This window comes from Streptomyces sp. NPDC029292 (genome assembly GCF_055569295.1).
This window is the reverse complement of the sequence record NZ_JBVHXR010000001.1, coordinates 147,664-162,644: the sequence shown is the minus strand read 5'-3', so window position 1 is coordinate 162,644 and position 14,981 is coordinate 147,664. Positions and strand designations below refer to the sequence as shown.

The window sequence follows — 14,981 nt, the reverse complement described above, 5'->3', positions numbered from 1 at the left end:
CAACCCGCCGAGTGGGTCCACACGGGCGGGACTTCGGGCGTACGGAGGTCAACTCCCGTACGCCCGAAGTCTCAACGATTCACCCCTTGTCCTTCTCCACCGGCACCCGCTCCGAACGCGGCGGCACCACGCCGTTGAGCCCCGCGGTCCCGCTGTCCGCCGTCCCGTTCTGGTTCATCGAGGCCAGCAACTGCCGGGCCAGGCCCAGCCCCGTGCCCCCCATGGTGAGCGCCTTGGCGAACATGTCCGACATGCCGTCGGCGCCGTTGAGCAGCACCATGTGGTCGACGTTGCCGAACGCGCTCGCGCCCGCCTGGACGATCTCCGGCCAGTTCTCGGCGAGTTGCTGGGCGACCACCGCCTCCTGGTTCTCGGCGAGGGCGGCGGCCCGCGCCTTGATGGCCTCGGCCTCCGCGAGGCCTTGCGCCCGCGTCGCCTCGGCGGCGGCGAGGCCCTTGGCCTGAGCGGCGGCGGCTTCGGCCTCACCGGTGGCCTTGGTCGCCGTCGCGGCGGCCACGCCCCGGGCCTTCGTCGCCTCGGCCTCGGCGTTCGCGGCCGTCTTGACCCGGTTCGCCTCGGCCGCGGCCGCGAGCTCGGTCTCCTTGGCCTTGGCCTGCGCGGCGGAGATCCGCGCGTCACGCTCGGCCTCGGCCCGGGCACGGGTCTCGTACGCCTTCGCGTCGGCGGGCTTGCGGACGTCCGCCTGGAGCTGCTGCTCACGACGGTGCGCCTCAAGTTCGGCGACGCGCGTCTCCTGTACGACGACGTCCTGTTGGGCGGCCGCGAAGGCAAGCGGTCCGGCCTGCTGGGCCTTGGCGGCCGCCTTGTCGCGCTCGGCCTGGTACCCGGCCTGCAGGATCTCGCTGTCCCGCGTGGCCTCCGACATCCGGGCCGCGGCCTGCTGCTCGGCCTCGGTGGCGAGACGATTCGCCTCCGCCTGCGCGATGCGCGCGTCCCGCTGTACGGCGGCGGCGTGCGGCATCGCGAGGTTCTTGATGTACCCGGTCGGGTCCTCGATCTCGTGGATCTGCAGCGAGTCGACGATCAGACCCAGCTTCTCCATCTCGGTCCCGCACGCGGACCGCGTCTGACCGGTCAGTTTCTCCCGGTCGCGGATCATGTCCTCGACGGTCAACCCGCCGACGATCGACCGCAGATGACCCGCGAACACGTTGTGCACCCGCTCCGACATCATCTTCTGCTGGTCGAGGAAGCGGCGGCCCGCGTTGGCGATCGACACGAAGTCGTCGCCCACCTTGAAGATGACCACGCCCCGCACCTTCAGCGGAATGCCCTGGGTGGTCACGCAGTCCACGTGCAACTCGGTCTCGTTGAGGTCGAGCGAGATCTTGCGCACCGCCTGTACGCCCGGCAGTACCAGCGTGCCGCGCCCCGTCACGATGCGAAATCCCATGCCTTCTTCAAGGCCTTCGGTCCGATGCTTCGAACCGGAAATGATCAACGCTTCGTTGGGCTCCGCGACACGCCACATGAGCTTGAAGACCACAACGATGAAGATCAGTGCGAGGACAACCGCCCCCGCCACGACGCCGACAACCATCGGCATACGCCCCCTTTGCATGGTGCCCTATCGGCACCGAACGAACGGGAGTGTGCTCCTGTGCAAGGGCGGGGTACAGACGCTGACGAATCCTTGTTGCAATCTTGACGCATACCTCTCACCTGGGGCGAACCGCGCGCAGACGAGCTGTCAATTGTCGTATGCGGCCGAGACGTACACCGTGCGCGGCGGCAGGTACTCCACCACCATCACCACCGTGCCGCGCTCGATGCGCTCCTTCGATGCGGCGGGGTACGCGAGGAAGTGCTCGGCGCCGCCGCGCACCCGGACGATCACCTCGCCGACGAGCCCGGGTCCGACCGTCCCGGTCACTCGCCCCATCAACCCGACCATCGACGCATCGTCCATGGTCACAGAGTAAGGCTGGAACTCGCTTACGCCGCCGGAGAGTCCGCGGGAGCCTCGTGCGGCGGCCACACCTCGTGCCAGCGCTGGTCCGCCTCCAACTGCGCGGCCAGCGAGACGAGGAGCGGCTCGCTGTCGGCCGGGCCGAGCAGTTGGGCGCCGACGGGCAGGCCGTCGCCGACGAAGCCCGCGGGGACGTTCACGCCGGGCCATCCCAGGATGTTCCACGGCCAGGCGTACGGACAGGCGGCGATCATGGCCCGGTCGGTGCCGAGACCGTTCAGGTTCACCATCGAGCCGATCCGCGGCGGGGGAGCGGCGGTCGTCGGCGCGAGCAGGACGTCGTACGTGTCGAAGAGCGCGCCGATCCGCCGGTGCAGCGTGGCCTCGGCCCGGCGGGCCGCCCGCAGCGGCGCCCCGCCGAGCAGCCGGCCGAGGCGGGCGGCGTCACGGGTGCGCCGGTCGAGGAGATCCTGGTGGGGCAGGTCGCGCACCCGTTCGGCGAGCCCGACCGTGGCGCGCGGGATGAACGTGAGCCCGATCTGCCCGTACCGCGGCTCCGCCTCCTCCACCACGTGCCCGAGCGCCGCGAGGCGCTCCGCGAGGGCAACCACCCGGGCCCGTACGACCGGGTCGAGCCGGGCGGGCAGCGCCGTGAACGGCGGCTTCAGCGACAGCGCGATCCGCAGCCGTCCCGGATCGCGGCCCACCGCGTCCGAGACGCGCAGCGCGGGCGGGCGATGCAGATCGCCGTCGTGGTTGCCGCTCGCCGCGTCCAGGAGCAGCGCCGCGTCGGCGACCGTACGGGCGAGGGTTCCGTTGACCGTGATGCCCTGGAAGGACTCCGGGCGCGGCCAGGTCGAGATCCGGCCGCGCTGCGGCTTGATGCCGATCAGATGGGTCCAGGAGGCCGGAATGCGCACCGAGCCCGCGCCGTCCGAGCCCAGCGCGGCCGGGACCAGACCCGCCGCGACCGCCGCCGCGGAGCCCCCGGACGAGCCGCCCGGGGTGTGGTCGGGATGCCAGGGGTTGCGGGTGGCGCCGAAGGCGGGCCCCTCGGTGAAGGGCCACTGGCCCAGCTCGCAGGTGTTGGTCTTGCCGATCACGACGGCCCCGGCCGCGCGCAGCCGTCGTACGGCCTCGCCGTCCCTGGCCACGGGCGGGAAATCGCCCCGGCAGCCGAACGCGGTCGGCTCGCCCGCCACGTCCATGTCGTCCTTCACCGCCACCGGCACCCCGAGCAGCGGCCGCCGTACCCCCGCCGCCAGCTCCTTGTCCGCCGCGTCGGCCTCGGCGAGCGCCGCCTCGGCGCGCACCACACGGAAGGCGTTCACGGTGGGCTGGGTCGCCTCGATCCGGGCCAGCGCCCGCGCGACCATCTCGCGCGCGGTCACCTCACCGGCGGCGAGAGCGCGGGCGCACTCCGCCAGACCTGCGGCACGGTCGGGAGCCATAGGGGACACCTCCGGAGGCACGTCGTCTACCGCACGGTAACCTCCGGACGGGCGATCCGTAACGGGATGCGGAACTTCCCATGTGGAAGCGGGAGTTCCGGCGTCCCGGGGCCGCCAACCTCCCCCGGCACGAAGCGGCACGCCGTGCTTCTGCAAGGATGCGATACGTCATGGTGCAGATACCGAAGCAGTCCGCCCCGCCGTCGCCCGCACAACGACCCGTGCCGACGAGTGCCGATGTGGCGCGCCTCGCGGGCGTCTCCCGCGCGACCGTCTCGTACGTCCTGAACAACACGAGCGCCGTCCGGATCAGCGAACCCACCCGCATCCGCGTCCACGAGGCCGCCAAGGAACTCGGATACGTCCCGCACGCCGCCGCCCGCAGCCTGCGCGCCGGTCACAGCCGCATGGTCCTGATGCCCGCGCCGACCGTGCCGGTGGGTCCCCTCTACAGTCAGTTCTTCAACGAGCTCCAGTGGGCGCTCAGCCGTCTCGACTACACCGTCGTGCAGTACGGCAGCGTCGGCCTGCACGGCGACGAGGCCGCCCGGGTCTGGGCCGAGCTGCGGCCGGTCGCCGTGCTGGTGCCGGGCAGCGGGCTCGGCCCGCAGGGCGTGGCCGTGCTCAAGCGCTCCGGCGCCCGGGCCGTCGTCACGATGGGCCCCGAGCGCGTGGAGGGCGCGCACGCGCTGCTCATGGACCACGACCGGGTCGGCCACTGCGCGGGCGCCCACCTAGTGGCCCGCGGCCGCCGCCGCATCGGTGTCGTGGTCCCTGAGGAAGCGGGCCTGGAGATCTTCTCCAAGCCCCGCCTCGACGGCGTACGCCGCGCCCTGCACGGCACGGACGCGTCGGTGACCGAGCTGCCGCTGGCATACGAGGAGGAGGCCGCCGCCCGTCTCGCCGCGCGCTGGCGCTCGCTCGACCTGGACGCCGTGTTCGCGTACAACGACGAGTACGCGATGCTGCTGATGCGCGCCCTGCAGGACGAGGGCATCGGCATCCCGGACGACACGGCCGTCATCGGTGCCGACGACCTGATGCTCGGCCGGCTGCTGCGGCCCCGGCTGAGCACCGTCCACATCGAGCTGCCGTCCGGCCGCGACCTCGCGGAACTGGTCGACCGGGCGGTCCGCGAGCCCGGCGCGGCGCCCGAGACGCACGAGGTGCTGGGAGCGAGAGTCGTGCACCGCGAGTCGAGCTGAGAGAGGCTGGGGCTGTTCCCCGCCCGATCGGACACGGGAGGCGCGTCATGCGGACCACGGTCGGCATCATCGGTGGCGGCCCGGCCGGACTCCTGCTGGCCCGGCTGCTGCACCGGACGGGAATCGCCTGTGTCCTCCTGGAGAGCAGGACGCGCGCGTACGTCGAGCAGCGCCAGCGCGCCGGCATGCTGGAGCAGGGCACCGTGAACGCGCTGCGCGAGTGCGGCGCCGCCGACCGTCTGGACGCCGAAGGCCTCATCCACCACGGCATCGAGCTGCGCTTCGACCGCGAGCGCCATCACATCGACTTCCCCGTGCTCACCGGCGGCCGCACCGTCACGATCTACGCCCAGACGGAGATCGTGAAGGATCTCATCGACCTCCAACTCGCCGACGGACCACCGCTGTTGTTCGAGGCCGAGGCGGTCGCGATCGAGAAGCCGGAGAGCGACTCGCCCGTTGTGCGGTTTGTGCACGAGGGCCGCGAGCAGACCCTGAGCTGTGACTACCTGGTGGGCTGCGACGGCTACCACGGCATCGCGCGCGGCGCGTTCCCCGCCGAGGCGAGCCGCACATACGCGTACGACTACCCCTACTCCTGGCTCGGAATCCTCGCCGATGTGCCGCCCTCCTGCGAGGAGTTGATCTACGCGCGCGGCCCGGGCGGCTTCGCGCTGCACAGCATGCGCTCGCCATCGGTGTCGCGGCTGTATCTGCAGGTTCCGAACGGCACCGACGCCGACGACTGGTCCGACGAGCGCATCTGGGACGAACTCGCCGCGCGCTTCGAGATCGACGGCGACTGGCGGCTGGAGCGCGGCCCCATCACCGCCAAGTCCGTGACACCGATGCGGAGTTGCGTCCACGAGCCGATGAGTCACGGCCGGCTGTTCCTGGCCGGGGACGCCGCACACATAGTGCCGCCGACGGGCGCCAAAGGCCTCAACCTGGCCGTGTCCGACGTACGGGTCCTGGCCCGCTGTTTCGCCGAGTTCCATCGCACGGGATCGGCTCGACTGCTCGACCGTTACTCGGAGATGTGCCTGGAGCGCGTATGGCAGGCCACGCGTTTCTCGTACGACATGACCAGGATGTTGCACACTCAACCAGATGGGGATGCCTTCGACCGCCGGATGCAGCTCGCACGGCTGCGCCGGATCACCGCATCCCGCCACGCGGCGGCCGAACTGGCCGCGAACTACACGGGACTTCCGCTCTCGTTATGAGTCCCGCCGGTGATTCAGTGATCGATCGGAGAGCCGTCATGCCGCTGCTCGACCCCAGGACCTGGCAGTCCCGCGCCCTCTCGGGCGGTGAGTACACCGTCACCGAGCCCGCCACGGGTGAGCCGCTCGGCGCCGTCACGCTCGCCGCGGCCGAGGACATCGCACCGGCCGCGCGGGCCGCGCGCGCCGCCCAGGCCGACTGGGCCAAGGCCCCGCACTTCGTGCGCGCCGCCGTCCTGCGCAAGGCGGGGGACCTCTTCGCCGCGCACGCCGGTGAACTGCGCGACTGGATCGTGCGCGAGTCCGGCTCCATCCCGGGCAAGGCCGACTTCGAACTGCACGTCGCCGCCCAGGAGTGCTACGAGGCCGCCGCGCTCGCCTCGCGTCCGACGGGCCAGATCCTGCCGTCGGAGGCGCCCCGCCTGTCGTACACCCGGCGCGTCCCGGTCGGTGTCGTAGGCGTGATCGCCCCCTTCAACGCCCCGCTGATCCTCTCGATCCGCTCGGTGGCTCCGGCGCTCGCGCTCGGCAATGGCGTCCTGCTGAAGCCGGACCCGCGCACCGCCGTGTGCGGCGGCCTCGTGCTCGCCGCCGTCTTCGCCGAGGCGGGTCTGCCGGAGGGGCTGCTGCACGTACTGCCCGGTGGCCCCGAGGTCGGTCAGGCACTGGTCGCCGACCCGCAGGTACCGGTGATCTCCTTCACGGGCTCAACTGCCGCGGGACGGGCGGTCGGTGAGGCGGCGGGCCGGCATCTCAAGCGCGCGCACCTGGAGTTGGGCGGCAACTCCGCCCTGATCGTCCTGGAGGACGCCGACATCGACGCGGTGATCTCCACGGCGGCCTGGGGCTCGTTCTTCCACCAGGGCCAGATCTGTATGACGACGGGCCGCCATCTCGTGCACGCCTCGCTCTACGAGGAGTACATCGAGCGGCTCGCCGCCAAGGCCGACTCGCTCGCCGTCGGCGACCCGTACCGCGAACAGGTGCACCTCGGTCCCATCATCGACAGCGCCCAACTCGCCAAGATCCAGGGGCTGGTGGAGTCCAGCACGGCGCGCGGGGCGAAGCTGGCGGCGGGCGGCACGCACGAGAAACTGTTCTACCGCCCGACGGTGCTCGCCGGAGTCGACGACTCGACTCCGGCGTACGCGGAGGAGGTCTTCGGGCCGGTCGCGCCCGTACGGTCCTTCGCCACCGCCGACGAGGCCGCCGCCCTCGCTGCCACGGGACCGTACGGCCTGTCGCTGGGCATCGTCACCAGGGACACCGCTCGCGGCCTCGACCTCGCCGAGCGCATCCCCACCGGCATCGCCCACATCAACGACCAGACCGTCAACGACGAGGCGGTCGCGCCCTTCGGCGGGATCGCCGCCTCCGGCACCGGTGCCCGCTTCGGCGGTGAGGCCAATCTGGAGGCCTTCACCGACGTGCGCTGGACGACGGTGCGCGGGGACGTGGCGCCGTACCCGTTCTAGGGCTTACTCGCTGCCCTGAGCCTGCTGCTGGGCGACCTGCTTGCGGACCTCGTCCATGTCCAGCTTCCGGGCCTGCCCGATGACGTCGTCCAGCGCGGCCTGGGGCAGCGCCCCGGGCTGGGCGAAGATCGCGACCTGGTCGCGGACGATCATCAGCGTCGGGATCGACTGGATGTCGAAGGCCGCGGCCAGCTCGGGCTGCGCCTCCGTGTCGACCTTGGCGAACACCAGGTCCGGGTTGGCCTCGGCGGCCTTCTCGTAGACCGGAGCGAACTGACGGCACGGCCCGCACCAGGACGCCCAGAAGTCGATCAGGACGAACTCGTTGTCCGTGACCGTCTGGTCGAAGTTCTCCTTGGTGAGCTCCACGGTGCTGCTCATGGCGTGTTTCCCTCTTCCTGGTGTCGGGGCTCAGGGCAAGCCGGTGTGCACAACGCCGCCCCTCGGCGGCGTATTCCGCGCGCGTACCCGTGTGGCCACGGCGCACACCAACAACCAGACTGACCCCATGACGGAAACGGAATCCATCGTGTACGACGTCGTGGTGCTCGGTGCCGGGCCCGTGGGGGAGAACGTCGCCGACCGCGCCCGCGCGGCAGGCCTCGCCACCGCGGTCGTGGAGAGCGAGCTGGTCGGCGGCGAGTGCTCCTACTGGGCCTGCATGCCCAGCAAGGCCCTGCTGCGCCCGGCCATCGCCCGCGCCGACGCCCGCCGCGTGCCCGGCCTCAGCCAGTCGGTGCAGGGCCCCCTCGACGCCCCCGCGGTGCTCGCCCACCGTGACTACTACACCTCCCACTGGAAGGACGACGGCCAGGTCGACTGGCTGGAGAGCATCGGGGCGGTGCTGTATCGCGGACACGGGCGGCTCGCCGGGCCGCGCAAGGTGGTGGTGGAGGGCGCCGAGGGTGCGCGGCACGAGCTGACCGCGCGGCACGCCGTCGTCGTCAGCACCGGCAGCCGCGCCCTCCTCCCCGACCTGCCGGGACTCGCCCAGGTCAAGCCCTGGACCAGCCGTGAGGCCACCAGCTCGCACGCCGTGCCCGGCCGGCTGATCGTGGTGGGCGGCGGGGTGGTCGCCGCCGAGATGGCCACGGCCTGGCAGGCCCTCGGCTCCCAGGTCACCGTCCTCGTCCGTGGCAAGGGACTGCTGCCCCGTATGGAGCCCTTCGCCGGGGAGCTGGTCGCCGAGGCGCTGACGGAGGCGGGCGCGGACGTGCGCACCGGCACCTCGGTGTCCGCGGTGACGCGCGAGGGCTCGACGGTGGTCGCGCTGACCGACTCCGGCGACCGGATCGAGGCCGACGAGATCCTCTTCGCCACCGGCCGCGCACCCCGCACCGACGACCTCGGCCTCGACACGGTCGGCCTGGAACCGGGCTCGTGGCTGGAGGTCGACGACAGCCTCCGCGTGACCGGCAGCGAGTGGTTGTACGCGGTCGGCGACGTCAATCACCGCGCGCTCCTCACCCATCAGGGCAAGTACCAGGCCCGGATCGCGGGCGCCGCCATCGCCGCCCGCGCCGCCGGCGCACCCCTCCTGGAGACGGACCCGTGGGGCGCCCACGCCGCGACCGCCGACCACGGGGCCGTCCCGCAGGTCGTCTTCACCGACCCGGAGGCGGCGGCCGTGGGCCTCTCCCTCGCAGAGGCGGAACAGGCGGGCCACCGCGTGCGGGCCGTGGATGTCGACATGTCCTCGGTGGCGGGCGCGGGCCTGTACGCCGATGGCTACCGCGGCAAGGCCCGCATGGTCGTCGACAGCGACCGGGAGATCCTTCTCGGCGTCACCCTCGTCGGTCCCGGCGTGGGTGAACTGATCCACTCGGCGTCGGTCGCGGTCGCCGGTGAGGTACCCATCGGCCGCCTGTGGCACGCGGTCCCGTCCTATCCGACGGTGAGCGAGGTGTGGCTGCGGCTGCTGGAGGCGTACCGGGACGCGTAGCCCTGTGCGTCACGCCGACCCCTGCGGGACGGCCCCGTGGCCGGCGGTCGCGACATGGGCGCCCCACGGGCCCGTCTCCAGAGTGTGCCGTGGTCCGCGAACAGGATGCGGGCCGGCTCGACGCGACGGCGCCGGCCGCCGGACAGGGCGCCGACTGGCTGGTCCATGACCCGTTCGGCAGGCCGAGCCCCACGACGATCCGGGCTGTCTCGGGCTCGGCCGCGTACCCGCCGCGCGCCGGGAACTCGGCCTCGGCGCGCGCGTACGGCCTGGTGCAGGCCACGGGCCGACAGGATCCGGTCGGTGACCGTGACGGTGGGATCGGCTGCCTGGGAGTCCTGGGCCACGTCGCCACGAGCCCTCAGCACCTGCGGGGCTTCAGTCGGGCAAGGCGAAGCCGAGCGCCGCTGCCGCCCGCTCCGGCGTCGGCTGCATCCAGCGCTCCGCGATCTCCTGGTTCGAGGACAGCGAGCGCAGCTCCGCGTGGTCGAGATAGAGCACGCCGTCGAGATGGTCCGTCTCGTGCTGGACGATGCGCGCGGGCCAGCCCGTGAACACCTCGTCGACGGCGCGGCCGTGCTCGTCCAGCGCCTTCAGCCGCACCGCGGAATGCCGAGCCACCACGGCCTGCCAGCCCGGAACACTCAGGCAGCCCTCGAAGAACGCCACCCGACCCGTGCCGACCCCCTCGTACGACGGATTGACCAGCACCCGGAACGGCTGCGGCGCCCGGGCGCGCACCAGCCGCACCTCCTCGGACACCGGCGCCGGGTCCTCGACGACCGCGAGCCGCAGCGGTACGCCGACTTGTGGCGCCGCGAGGCCGACGCCCGGCGCGGCGTGCATCGTCGCGCGCAGGGCGGCAATGAAGCGGGTCAGGAGCCCCGGGTCCAACTGGCCGTCGAACGGCTCGGTGACCCGGCGCAGCACCGGGTCACCGGCGGCGACGATCGGCAGCGGACCTTCGCGCGAGAGGAGTTCCTCGACCTGGTCGCTCAGGGGGCGAGAGGTGCTGGGGTCACGTTCGGATGCCATCGCGCCAGGATGCCAAGACGGATCGCGCTGAGCGAGGCGGCGCCGGGCGAGTCCCGCACCTTCCCGTATGTGACGCACGCCACGCATCCGCCCGGGAACTCGACAGCCCCGCCCCCCGACTACTGGATCGCCACCGGTGAAGGGAGCCCAACTCCCCGGCCCACGGCCCGTTTCCGTCCCCTGCCCTCCGGAGAACCCGCCGATGCCCACCGCTCCCTCCACCGCGACGGACGAGTCCCCGCAGTCCGTCGCCCCGGCACCGTCCCGAAGAGTCTGGTCCTCGCTGCGCCCGCTGGTCCTGCGCCTGCACTTCTACGCCGGAGTGCTGGTCGCCCCGTTCCTGCTGGTCGCCGCCGCGACCGGCTTCCTGTACGCCGCCTCGTACCAGGCCGAGAAGATCGTGTACGCGCACGAGCTGACCGTCCCGGTGGGCGACCACAAGCTGTCGCTGTCCCAGCAGGTGGCCGCCGCCCGCAAGGCCCACCCGGAGGGCACGGTCTCCGCCGTACGCCCCTCGCCGGAGTCGGACGCGACGACCCGCGTACTGCTCTCGGGCGTGCCGGGCGTCGGCGCCGACCACACCCTCGCGGTCTTCGTCGACCCGTACACCGGGAAGGTGCGCGGAGCCCTCGAACAGTACGGCTCCACCGGCGCGCTCCCGCTGCGCACCTGGATCGACGAGTTCCACCGTGACCTGCACCTCGGCGAGAACGGTCGCCTCTACAGCGAGCTCGCGGCCAGCTGGCTGTGGGTGATAGCGGGCGGCGGCCTGGTGCTCTGGTTCGCGCGCCGTCGCGCCCAGCGCAAGGTGCGGGGCACCTCCGGGCGGCGCCGCACCCTGGGGCTGCACGGCACGGTCGGTGTCTGGGCGGCCGCGGGCTTCATCTTCCTCTCGGCCACCGGCCTGACCTGGTCGACGTACGCCGGGGCGAACATCGACACGCTCAGGACCTCGCTCGGCCAGGCGACTCCCTCGGTGTCGGCGGCGACGGGCGGCGAACACGCGGGACACAGCGGCGCAGGGGCCGCCGGTGAGGCCACGACACAGGACCTCGACAAGATCCTCGCCGCCGCCCGCGCGAAGGGCCTCGGCGACCCGGTCGAGATCGTCGCGCCCGCCGACTCCTCCTCCGCCTACGTCGTGAAGCAGATCCAGCGCAGCTGGCCCGAGAAGCAGGACTCGGTCGCTGTCGACCCGGCGACCGGCAAGGTCACCGACGAACTCCGCTTCGCCGACTACCCGCTGCTGGCCAAGCTGACCCGCTGGGGCATCGACGCCCACACCGGCGTCCTGTTCGGCCTGGTCAACCAGATCGCCCTGATGGCCCTCGCCCTCTCGCTGATCCTGCTCATCGTGTGGGGCTACCGCATGTGGTGGCAGCGCGGCCGTGCCTCCGCCTTCGGCCGCCCCGTCCCGCGCGGGGCCTGGCAGCAGGTCCCGCCGCAGATCCTGGTCCCGGCCATGGCGGCCGTCGCCGTCCTCGGCTACTTCGTCCCGCTGCTCGGCATCCCACTGGCGGTGTTCGTCGCCGTGGACGTCCTTCTCGGCGAGATCGCGTACCGGAGGGGGAAGCGCGTCTACGACGGCCAGGCGGCGTGAGGAATTTCAGCCCCTCCGGCGTTTGAGGAGCGGGGTCTGGGGCGGAGCCCCAGGTCGGGACGGGAAGGGGTGGTGGGGGGCGAAATCCTGCCCCCACCTCAGCCCCCACCGGCAGGTTGCCCGTACCGAGGGCACATACGAAAAGGCCGGCCACCGAGGTGACCGGCCTTCCCCCGAGGGGGCATCACACCTGCGTGAAGTCCCCCGCGAGCGCGGAGGCGATCCGCATGTGCGACTCCGCCTCGTCGTGCCGCCCCTGGCGCTGCAGCGTGCGTCCGAGCATCAGCCGGGCGTAGTGCTCGACCGGGTCGAGCTCCACGAGCACGCGCAACTCGGCCTCGGCGCGGCGCAGTTGAGCGGAGTGGTAGTACGAGCGGGCCAGCAGCAGCCGGGGTCCGACCTGCTCCGGCACCTCCTCGACCAGCGCACCCAGAATGCGCGCCGCGGCGGTGTAGTCCTTGGCGTCGAAGAACATCCGCGCCCGCTCCCAGCGCTCCGCGGTCGTCCCCTGGTCGTAGTACGTCATGTCCACTGCTGACCTCCTTCGACGGCCACAACCGGGCCGGGTGGTTGAATATTCCACAACCTCTCGCGTGTGAGCGGTGTGCTGCTACATGTGCTGATGTGTGTGCTGCTGCATGGGCCGCTACGCGTCGGCCAGCTCCGCGTTGGCTCGCTCCGTGACCAGCGTCAGCACGCGACCCGCGGTTGCCAGATCCTCGGCCGGAATGCCCGCGTACACGCGGGCCGCGATCTCGTTGCCGCCCGTGCGGATCCGCTCGAAGAGCTCCCGGCCGCTCTCCGTGAAGGACACCTGCTCGGCGGTCGGCTCCTCCAGCAGTTTCAGGGCCGTCAGCTCGTCGACGGTCTCCCGGGCCGCCGACTCCTCGATCTTCAGCGCCCCGGTCAGCCGGCCCACGAGCCGGTCGCGCTCGACGGTCCCGCCGTTGTCCGAGACGGCCCGCAGGGCCACCGACTGGTTGAAGGTGGTGCCGGTGCGCACCAGGACCGTTTCCAGGGCGGCCCGGCTCGCATAGTGGGCGAGGCCTATGACCTGGCCGCCGACGGGGGGAGTGGTGTTGGTCATGACTGCTCCTTCGCGGAAGGTTCGTTCTCGGGATGGGTCTTCGCGGGGTGGGTCTTCTCGGGCTGGGGATCGAGCGGTACGTCGAGCAGGGTGGCCAGCTCGCGGCTGAACGTCTTCGTACGTTCGCCGTCGAGCCCGCCGAGAGGTTCGAGGAGCTGCTCCAGGAGGCCCTGGACCACCCTGATCGCACGACGTGCGATCTCGCGCCCCTCCTCGGTGAGCGCCAACTGGACGGCCCGGGGGTCGGCGGGGTCCCGCGTGCGGTTGACGACTCCGGCCGCTTCCAGAGCGCGGGCCAGCTTCGAGACGTAGAGCGGTTCGAGTCCGGTGTGGTCGGCGAGTTGGCGCTGACTGGGCCGTCGCCCGTCCCGGTGCATGCCGTACAGCGACGCCACCAGGGAGTACTGCGCGTGGGTCAGCCCCAGCGGGGCGACCGCCCGGTCGACGGCCACGCGCCATTTCATCGACAGACGCCAGACGAGGAAACCGGGCGTCGCGCTCTCAGTTACCGAACTCATGCGAGAAACAGTACATGGCTACTATATCCATGGCTACTATTTTGCGGCCGCTCGGACCAATGGCGTACGCGCCTGGGACCGCGGTCGTAGGCCCCGCGCCGGTTCTGAGCCAAGTGCCCCTCAATGGGCGGGTCGATGGCCTGACGGAGGATCCCCGACGGGGTTAGGTTGTCCGCCATGAGCAATCTTGATCGCGAGGCGGTTCCCGCCCTCTGCGGTGGCCGCGGGTTCGTGGTGGCCGAGCCGGTGCGCGAACTCCTCAGCCCCCGCCGGGTCAAGCTCGGCGAGTCCACCGAAGTCCGCCGCCTGCTGCCCAACCTGGGCCGTCGCATGGTCGGCGCATGGTGCTTCGTCGATCACTACGGGCCCGACGACATCGCCGACGAGCCTGGCATGCAGGTCCCGCCGCACCCGCACATGGGCCTGCAGACCGTCAGCTGGCTGCACGAGGGCGAGGTGCTGCACCGCGACTCGACCGGCAGCCTCCAGACGATCCGCCCGCGCGAACTGGGCCTCATGACCTCGGGCCGGGCCATCAGCCACTCCGAGGAGAGCCCCAAGTCGCACGCCCGCTTTCTGCACGGCGCGCAGCTCTGGGTCGCCCTCCCGGACCCCCACCGCCACACCGACCCGCACTTCGAGCACCACGGCGATCTGCCCGTCGTGACGGCTCCCGGTCTCAAGGCCACGCTCATCCTGGGCACCGTCGACGGTACGACCTCGCCCGGCACGACGTACACGCCCATCGTCGGCGCCGACCTGGCCCTGTCGAGCGGCACCGACGTACGACTGCCTCTGGAGCCCGACTTCGAGTACGCCGTACTGTCCATGTCCGGTGAGGCCCATGTGGACGGCGTACCGGTACTCCCCGGCTCGATGCTCTACCTCGGCTGCGGGCGCAGCGAACTCCCGCTGCGCGCCGAGTCGGACGCGGGGCTGATGCTCCTGGGCGGCGAGCCCTTCGAGGAGGAGCTCATCATGTGGTGGAACTTCATCGGACGCACGCAGGCGGACATCGAGCAGGCACGCCAGGACTGGATGACGGGCTCGCGGTTCGGGGAGGTGGTGGGCTATGGCGGTGCCCCATTGTCTGCTCCTGAACTCCCGCCGGTACCGCTGAAACCGCGCGGAAGGGTGCGCTGAACCGGGGTTACGGCTCGGGGGCATGGATGCTGACCCAATGCCGACTTTCCTGACGCAGTGTCAGTGCGACTCCGGAGGTGTCGGAGCGGGTCCGGCGCCCGAGCCGAAGCTGCCGCTCGTGTGTGGGCCAGGCTGATGCTGACTTCGGCAACTCGTGCTGGGTGCAAGGCGCCACCAAGTGGCTGGGCGAACCGGATGCAGCCGACGGTCGCCTGCGCCCGGACGCCACCGACGACCGGGCGCAGCGGGTTCCAGGTAGCCCAGCCGGCGCAGGATCGACTGCCTCGGCACGTCGAGCTTGCGGTAGTGCGGCTCAGATGCGAAGGCACCGTCCACACCCATCGGGACCAGCCGGGCCGGACACGACGA

14 protein-coding genes and 1 pseudogene are annotated in these 14,981 nt (G+C 71.7%); 6 read left to right on the top strand and 9 right to left on the bottom strand.

What is annotated here, in order from left to right; all coding sequences use genetic code 11:
• Window positions 1–79: 79 nt before the first annotated feature.
• The 3 genes from ACZ4WS_RS00835 to ACZ4WS_RS00825 form a co-directional block, all read right to left on the bottom strand.
• Entirely contained in the window at window positions 80–1,567 is a 1,488-nt protein-coding gene (locus ACZ4WS_RS00835) for an SPFH domain-containing protein (protein WP_467975945.1), read from the bottom strand.
• Between the two features lie 144 nt (window positions 1,568–1,711).
• Window positions 1,712–1,936, bottom strand: a complete 225-nt coding sequence (locus ACZ4WS_RS00830) for a hypothetical protein (protein WP_467975943.1) — start codon at window positions 1,934–1,936, stop codon at window positions 1,712–1,714.
• A 20-nt stretch (window positions 1,937–1,956) separates the two neighbouring features.
• The gene (locus ACZ4WS_RS00825) at window positions 1,957–3,381 is read right to left on the bottom strand and encodes an amidase (RefSeq protein ID WP_467975941.1); all 1,425 of its coding nucleotides are present in this window, start codon (window positions 3,379–3,381) and stop codon (window positions 1,957–1,959) included.
• Between the two features lie 170 nt (window positions 3,382–3,551).
• Here ACZ4WS_RS00825 and ACZ4WS_RS00820 point away from each other — a divergent pair, with 170 nt between their 5' ends.
• From ACZ4WS_RS00820 to ACZ4WS_RS00810, 3 genes are read left to right on the top strand one after another with little or no spacing between them, the layout of a single operon-like run.
• Window positions 3,552–4,586, top strand: a complete 1,035-nt coding sequence (locus tag ACZ4WS_RS00820; protein ID WP_467975939.1) for a LacI family DNA-binding transcriptional regulator — start codon at window positions 3,552–3,554, stop codon at window positions 4,584–4,586.
• A 47-nt stretch (window positions 4,587–4,633) separates the two neighbouring features.
• On the top strand, window positions 4,634–5,812 hold the full coding sequence (locus ACZ4WS_RS00815; RefSeq protein WP_467975938.1) for a 4-hydroxybenzoate 3-monooxygenase: 1,179 nt from the start codon (window positions 4,634–4,636) through the stop codon (window positions 5,810–5,812).
• A gap of 38 nt (window positions 5,813–5,850) precedes the next feature.
• The gene (locus tag ACZ4WS_RS00810; protein WP_467975936.1) at window positions 5,851–7,287 is read left to right on the top strand and encodes an aldehyde dehydrogenase family protein; all 1,437 of its coding nucleotides are present in this window, start codon (window positions 5,851–5,853) and stop codon (window positions 7,285–7,287) included.
• A 3-nt stretch (window positions 7,288–7,290) separates the two neighbouring features.
• Here the strand turns inward: ACZ4WS_RS00810 and trxA are convergent, their stop codons facing one another.
• On the bottom strand, window positions 7,291–7,668 hold the full coding sequence (gene trxA, locus ACZ4WS_RS00805) for a thioredoxin (RefSeq protein ID WP_467975935.1): 378 nt from the start codon (window positions 7,666–7,668) through the stop codon (window positions 7,291–7,293).
• 127 nt (window positions 7,669–7,795) lie between these two features.
• Here trxA and ACZ4WS_RS00800 point away from each other — a divergent pair, with 127 nt between their 5' ends.
• A complete protein-coding gene (locus ACZ4WS_RS00800; protein ID WP_467975933.1) occupies window positions 7,796–9,229 on the top strand; it encodes a dihydrolipoyl dehydrogenase family protein in 1,434 nt (477 codons plus the stop codon).
• An 80-nt stretch (window positions 9,230–9,309) separates the two neighbouring features.
• On the opposite strand, the pseudogene ACZ4WS_RS00795 reads toward ACZ4WS_RS00800, so the two are convergent.
• Window positions 9,310–9,723, bottom strand: a pseudogene (locus tag ACZ4WS_RS00795) (hypothetical protein); the annotation flags it as partial.
• Entirely contained in the window at window positions 9,608–10,264 is a 657-nt protein-coding gene (locus ACZ4WS_RS00790) for a peptide deformylase (protein ID WP_467975932.1), read from the bottom strand. The pseudogene ACZ4WS_RS00795 and the gene ACZ4WS_RS00790, both read right to left, overlap by 116 nt.
• Window positions 10,265–10,466: 202 nt before the next feature.
• Between ACZ4WS_RS00790 and ACZ4WS_RS00785 the strand changes: the two genes are divergently transcribed.
• Window positions 10,467–11,864, top strand: coding sequence for a PepSY-associated TM helix domain-containing protein (locus tag ACZ4WS_RS00785; protein ID WP_467975930.1), 1,398 nt, complete (start codon window positions 10,467–10,469; stop codon window positions 11,862–11,864).
• A 184-nt stretch (window positions 11,865–12,048) separates the two neighbouring features.
• On the opposite strand, the gene ACZ4WS_RS00780 is transcribed toward ACZ4WS_RS00785, so the two are convergent.
• The 3 genes from ACZ4WS_RS00780 to ACZ4WS_RS00770 all read right to left on the bottom strand — a co-directional run bounded on the left by ACZ4WS_RS00780 (window position 12,049) and on the right by ACZ4WS_RS00770 (window position 13,469).
• Window positions 12,049–12,396, bottom strand: coding sequence for a tetratricopeptide repeat protein (locus ACZ4WS_RS00780; RefSeq protein ID WP_467975928.1), 348 nt, complete (start codon window positions 12,394–12,396; stop codon window positions 12,049–12,051).
• Window positions 12,397–12,510: 114 nt separating this feature from the next.
• A complete protein-coding gene (locus tag ACZ4WS_RS00775; protein ID WP_467975926.1) occupies window positions 12,511–12,951 on the bottom strand; it encodes a MarR family winged helix-turn-helix transcriptional regulator in 441 nt (146 codons plus the stop codon).
• The gene (locus tag ACZ4WS_RS00770) at window positions 12,948–13,469 is read right to left on the bottom strand and encodes a MarR family winged helix-turn-helix transcriptional regulator (RefSeq protein WP_467975924.1); all 522 of its coding nucleotides are present in this window, start codon (window positions 13,467–13,469) and stop codon (window positions 12,948–12,950) included. The genes ACZ4WS_RS00775 and ACZ4WS_RS00770 overlap by 4 nt, the downstream gene beginning before the upstream one ends.
• A 177-nt stretch (window positions 13,470–13,646) precedes the next feature.
• Here ACZ4WS_RS00770 and ACZ4WS_RS00765 point away from each other — a divergent pair, with 177 nt between their 5' ends.
• Complete coding sequence (locus ACZ4WS_RS00765; protein ID WP_467975922.1) at window positions 13,647–14,612, top strand: pirin family protein; 966 nt, start codon at window positions 13,647–13,649, stop codon at window positions 14,610–14,612.
• Window positions 14,613–14,981 lie beyond the last annotated feature (369 nt).